General features: G+C 74.0%; 3 protein-coding genes and 1 pseudogene. 3 read left to right on the top strand and 1 reads right to left on the bottom strand.

Annotated features, from left to right (window positions below):
• The first annotated feature begins 309 nt into the window (after positions 1-309).
• Both AC07A6_RS20115 and AC07A6_RS20110 read left to right on the top strand, forming a co-directional pair.
• Positions 310-1,017 carry a hypothetical protein gene (locus tag AC07A6_RS20115; protein WP_362460742.1) on the top strand — a complete coding sequence of 236 codons (708 nt, stop codon included), beginning with the start codon at positions 310-312 and terminating at the stop codon, positions 1,015-1,017.
• The gene (locus AC07A6_RS20110; protein ID WP_362460745.1) at positions 1,005-2,267 is read left to right on the top strand and encodes a sensor histidine kinase; all 1,263 of its coding nucleotides are present in this window, start codon (positions 1,005-1,007) and stop codon (positions 2,265-2,267) included. The genes AC07A6_RS20115 and AC07A6_RS20110 overlap by 13 nt, the downstream gene beginning before the upstream one ends.
• A gap of 19 nt (positions 2,268-2,286) precedes the next feature.
• On the opposite strand, the gene AC07A6_RS20105 is transcribed toward AC07A6_RS20110, so the two are convergent.
• A complete protein-coding gene (locus AC07A6_RS20105; protein WP_362460748.1) occupies positions 2,287-4,380 on the bottom strand; it encodes a PhoX family protein in 2,094 nt (697 codons plus the stop codon).
• A gap of 298 nt (positions 4,381-4,678) precedes the next feature.
• Between AC07A6_RS20105 and AC07A6_RS20100 the strand changes: the two are divergent.
• A pseudogene (locus AC07A6_RS20100) lies at positions 4,679-5,209 on the top strand (hypothetical protein); the annotation flags it as partial.

The raw sequence follows: 5,209 nt of genomic DNA, 5'->3' as shown, positions 1-5,209 counted from the left end.
GCTCAANCGCCGCGCGGGCTGGATGTGCGCAGCACATTCCAGCCTCGCCGGCGTTTGAGGCGCGGGGGTCTGGGGGCGGAGCCCCCAGGGGGTCCGGGGCGCAGCCCCGGGGTTTTCCAGCCCCGCCGGCGCTTGAGGCGCGGGTCCGGGCGGAGCCCGGGGAACGGGCGAAGGGCGGGTAGGGGACCTCGCCCGCGCAGCGGCCCACCCACCCGCAGACAACCCACCGGCGCCCTCCCGGCAGGGACCCGCACCCCCGGACGGAGCAGTGGCCGGGACGGGGCGGCGGCTCCGGGGGAGCATCGGTACATGCGGAGCCCTCACGCGCTGGCCCTCGCCGCCCTGCTGGCGGCCACGGCCGGGTGCGCCGACGTGGAGGGACTGCGCAGCTCCGGCGACCTCGGCACCGCGCACGCCCCCAAGACCCTGTGGAAGGAGTACCGCCCCGACCCGCCCGGCCCCGGGCAACAGCCCGGCGCGGCCGCCGTGGTGCCCGGGCCGCCCGCGCCGAAGGGCCCCGGCATGCGCGGGGCGGACGCGCTGGCCGTCGTACGGGCCGACATCACCTCCGCCACCGAAGAGGACGGCGGCACGGGCCGGCTCGTCGACCCCCGGGCCGTCCAGCGGCTCGCGCTCTGCACACAGGCTGTGGACGGCGGCCCGTCCTGCCCGGTCCGTCCCGGCGTCCTCCACGACCTGACCGGGGACGGCAAGGACGAGCTGATCACCGCCCTCGACGTGGACGGCCGGCTCACCGAACTGCGCGTCTACACCGTCCGCGACGACGGCCGGATCGCCCGGATCCTGGCCCGGCGCGGGGTGCTGGAGGGGGTGGAGGTGGCCGCGGAGCACCTGGCGGTCCGCGAGCCGACCTCGAACCCCGCCTACATCTCGGTCTCCGACTACGTGTGGGACCCGAAGGCCGGCAGCATGAGCCTGACCCAGCTGACCCTCGACGACTGCCCGGCGATCACGGACGTCCCGCTGAGCGAGGGACGGGCCCGATGCGCGCGCTGAGCAGCCTGCGCTGGAAGATCGCCCTGACCACCACGCTGGTGTGCTGCACGGTGGCCGCCGCGCTGGGGATCCTGGTGCACAACGTGGTCGCGCGGCAGGTCGTCGGCCAGGTCCGCAAGGACGTCGAACGGGACCTCGACCACGCCCTCGGCCACTACGAGTACGGCACCTCGCACGGGGACGTGAACGTCGCCCTGGACCCGCCGGGCCTGCCCCGCCCGCTGCGCGAGCTCGTCGCCCGCGGCCGGACCGGCAGCATGGTCGGCACCCAGGACGGCAAGCCCGTCATGTGGGCGGCCGGGCCGGCCGACCAGAAGGCCCTGGCGGTCTGGATCCCGTACGCGAACACGCGCCAGCGGCTGCGCGACCTCGACACCGCGATCCTCGTCTCCTCGGTGGTCGCGGCCGGGGTGGTGGCCCTGGCCGGCGTGTTCCTCGCCGACCGGATCAGCCGCCGGCTCACCACGGCCGCCGCCGTCGCCCGCCGGATCAGCGCCGGGGACCTCGACGCCCGGGTCGGCTTCCCCGCGGACACCGGACCGGGGACGCGCCGCTACCACGACGAGGTGCGGGACGTCGCTCAGGCGCTGGACTCGATGGCCGCCTCGCTCCAGGAACGGCTGGAGGCGGAGAAGCGGTTCACCGCCGACGTCGCGCACGAGCTGCGCACCCCGCTGACCGGTTCGCTGGCCGCCGCCTCGCTGCTGCCCGAGGGCCGGCCCAAGGAGATGATCAACGACCGGCTGAAGGCGCTGCACCTGCTCACCGAGGACCTGCTGGAGGTCTCCCGGCTGGACTCCGGGGTGGAGCGGGCCGACCTGGACCGGGTGGAGCTGGGCCGGGCCGTGGAACGGGCCGTCGCCGGGACCCGGCTGCCCGCCGACGTACGGGTCGTGCGGGACGCGGTGGTGTTCACCGACCGCCGCCGCCTGGACCGGATCCTGGCCAACCTGCTGGTCAACGCCCACAAGCACGGGCGCCCGCCGGTCGAGGTGACGGTGGAGGGGCCGGTGGTGGTGGTCCGCGACCACGGCTCCGGCTACCCCGCCGAACTCATCGAGCAGGGCCCGAAGCGGTTCCGCACCGGGGACCCCGGGCGCGGCCGCGGCCACGGGCTGGGCCTGACGATCGCGGCGGGCCAGGCGGCGGTGCTGGAGATCGAGCTGGGCTTCGCCAACGCCCCGGACGGGGGTGCGCTGACGACGCTCCGGCTGCCGGTGGGCCGGCTGCCGGAGCCGGAGCCGGGCTGACCCCCGCCCGTCGGCGGGATCAGACGCCGATGTTCTTGCCGTCCTTGCGCCACACGGACACCACCGCCGGGCGGACGATCTTGCCCGGGCCGTCGGGCCACACCGACTGCGGCTTCTCCACGGACGCGCCGTCGATCTCGCCCGGGTGCTGGACCGAGACCAGCACGCGCCGGTCCTGGATCAGCGGACCGCAGGTCTCGGCACCGCGCGGCACGGTCAGGAACTGCTTCAGCTCACCGCGCCGCTCGCCGGCCGTCGCGACGCCGAACAGGCCGTCGTGCGAGCCGAGCTGGTTGCCGTCGGTGGAGATCCACAGGTTGCCGTGCGGGTCGAAGGCCACGTTGTCCGGGCAGGAGATCGGGCTGACCTTGTCCTTCGGGAAGCCCGCGAAGTAGGTGGCCGGGTCGTTGGGGTCGCCGGCGACCAGGAAGAGCCGCCAGGCGAAGCCGTCGCCCGCCGGGTCGTCGAAGTTCTCGGCGAGCTCCAGGATCTGGCCGTGCTTGTTCAGGTTGCGCGGGTTGGCCTCGTCCGCGCCGGCCTTGCCGGGCTTGCCCCGGTCGGTGTTGTTCGTCAGCGCGACGTAGACGCGGCCCGTGCGCGGCGACGGCTCGACGTCCTCGGGGCGGTCCATCTTGGTGGCGCCCGCCTTGTCACCGGCCAGGCGCGTGAAGACGAACACCTCCTCGGCGGTCATGCCCTCGACGTGCGAGACGTTGCCGGAGGGGGAGGCAGTGGCCAGCTTGATCCAGACGCCCGAGCCGTCGAACTCGCCGTCGGCGGGGAGCTTGCCGGAACCGTCGATCCCGGCGGCCGGGGAGTCGCCGGTGAGCTTGGCGACGTAGAGGGTGCCCTCGTCGAGCAGCGTGAGGTTGTGCTCCTTCGCCGCGCGCGAATCGCCCTTCATCATCCGCTTCGAGGAGACGAACTTGTAGAAGTAGTCGAAGCGCTCGTCGTCGCCCATGTACACGACCGGGCGGCCGTCCTCGGTGAGGCGGGGCTGCGCGGCCTCGTGCTTGAAGCGGCCGAGGGCGGTGCGCTTGCGCGGGACGGAGTTCGGGTCGTACGGGTCGAGCTCGACGACCCAGCCGAAGCGGTGCGGCTCGTTGGGCTCCTGCGCGACGTCGAAGCGCTTGTCGAACCGCTCCCACTTGCGCTCGGAGGCGCCGGAGGTCACGCCGTAGCGCTTCAGGCGGGCGGCCTGGGCCGGGTCGGTGACCTGGCCGGCGTTGGCGAAGTACTGGTTGAAGTTCTCCTCGCCGTGGAGGGTGGTGCCCCACGGGGTGGTGCCGCCGGCGCAGTTGTTGAGGGTGCCGAGCACCTTGGTGCCGGTGGCGTCGGCGGAGGTCTTCAGCAGGGCGCTGCCCGCGGCCGGGCCGGTCAGCCGGAACTCGCTGGTGGCGGTGAGGCGGCGGTTGAGCTGGTGGCGGCTGACGGCCGTCAGCTTGCCACTGCGGTGGTCCTCCTGGACGACGACCACGGACAGGCCGTGCGCGGCCCAGGCGATCTCCGCCTGCTCACGGGTGGGGTTCGCCGGGTCGTAGCCCTTGAACATGAGGTTCTCGTCCGTGTACTCGTGGTTGGCCACGAGCAGCTGCTGGCGCTCGTACTTGCCGCCGAGCGGGAGCAGGCTGAGGAAGTCGTTGTTGTAGCCGAACTGGCCGGCCTGGGCGGCTGCCGTCTGCTTGTCCGCGTTGAAGGCGGGGGCGCCCTTGATGATCGGGTCGCCCCAGCGGATCACCACGTTCTGCTCGTGGCCCTCGGGGACGGTGACCTTGTCGTCGGTGTTCGGGGCGACGGACTTGAAGCGCAGGCCGCGGGCGGCCTCGCCCGCGCGCTTGGCCTCGGCGTCGGACACGGGGGCGGCGCTGGCGTTCTGGCCGCCGCCCGCACCGAGGGTGACGGCGGTGCCGGCCGCGGTGGCGACCGTGACGACGGCGGCGGAGCGGAGCATCGAGCGGCGGGAGTAGACGCCGGCTATGACGTCGCCGGCGTACTCGTTGTCGCTGGTGTTGGGCACCTCGTGGAAGCAGGCGTCGCCGCAGCGGTAGCGGCAGGTGAGAGCGGAACGGCCGCTGCCATGCGGGTTGCCGATGAACGGCAGGAGCTTGCGCACGAGGGTGTCCTCCGGTGAGAGTGCACGGCGCCGACGACGTGTCGGTACGAATTCAGCCGCGACGGTAGGCGCGGGTTGCGCCAATGCGGCGGCGACGGGATGAACGGCGGATGAACCCGGCACGGCGGAGGGGGAGTTCGGCGAAGGGTTCCGGTTGGGTGGGAGGGCGGGCGCCACGAAAGGCGCCCCTGCCGAAGTTCCAGCCAAGGGGCCGATAACCTTACGTGTCCACTCTGGGCAGGGATCAACCGCGCAGCACGGACAAATGACGCACGCACTCATGCGAAAGGCCTGGCCCATGGGTATTCGGAGCTTGTTGCGCAAGGTGTTCGGACGGACTGCGGAGCCGGTCCCCGAGACGTCGGACGCCCCTTCGGCCGCGGCCCTTCCGAGCCAGGCCGAACGGACCCCCCTGGACGCGGCCGCCGAACTGGTGGCGGCGTCCTTCGACAACCCCACGGTCCCGCCGCAGTCCGCGCCGCGCGACCGTGAGCCGGGTACGGTGCTCACCGCCGCCCCGGCCCCGGCGGCAGACCCCACGGTCCCGGAAGCCCGCCGCCCGCTGTCCCCGGCGGCCACGGAGGGCCCGGGCGACCCCGCCACCGCGGTGCCGGCCCAGCCCACCGCTGCCGCTGCCGCTGAGGACACGGAGCCGCAGCCCGCCGCCGAGACGGAGCCGGAGGCCCCCGCGCCGCAGGCCGAGGCCGACCCGGAGCCGGCCGCCACCACCCCGGAACCCGCCGCCGAGACGGAGCCGGAGGCCGGGCCGTCCGCCCAGGCCGAAGCCGCCACCGAACCCGTCGCAGAACCGGAGCCCGAGGCCCAGACT

This window comes from Streptomyces sp. NPDC044002, from assembly GCF_056434525.1.
This window is presented reverse-complemented; position numbering and strand designations above follow the sequence as displayed.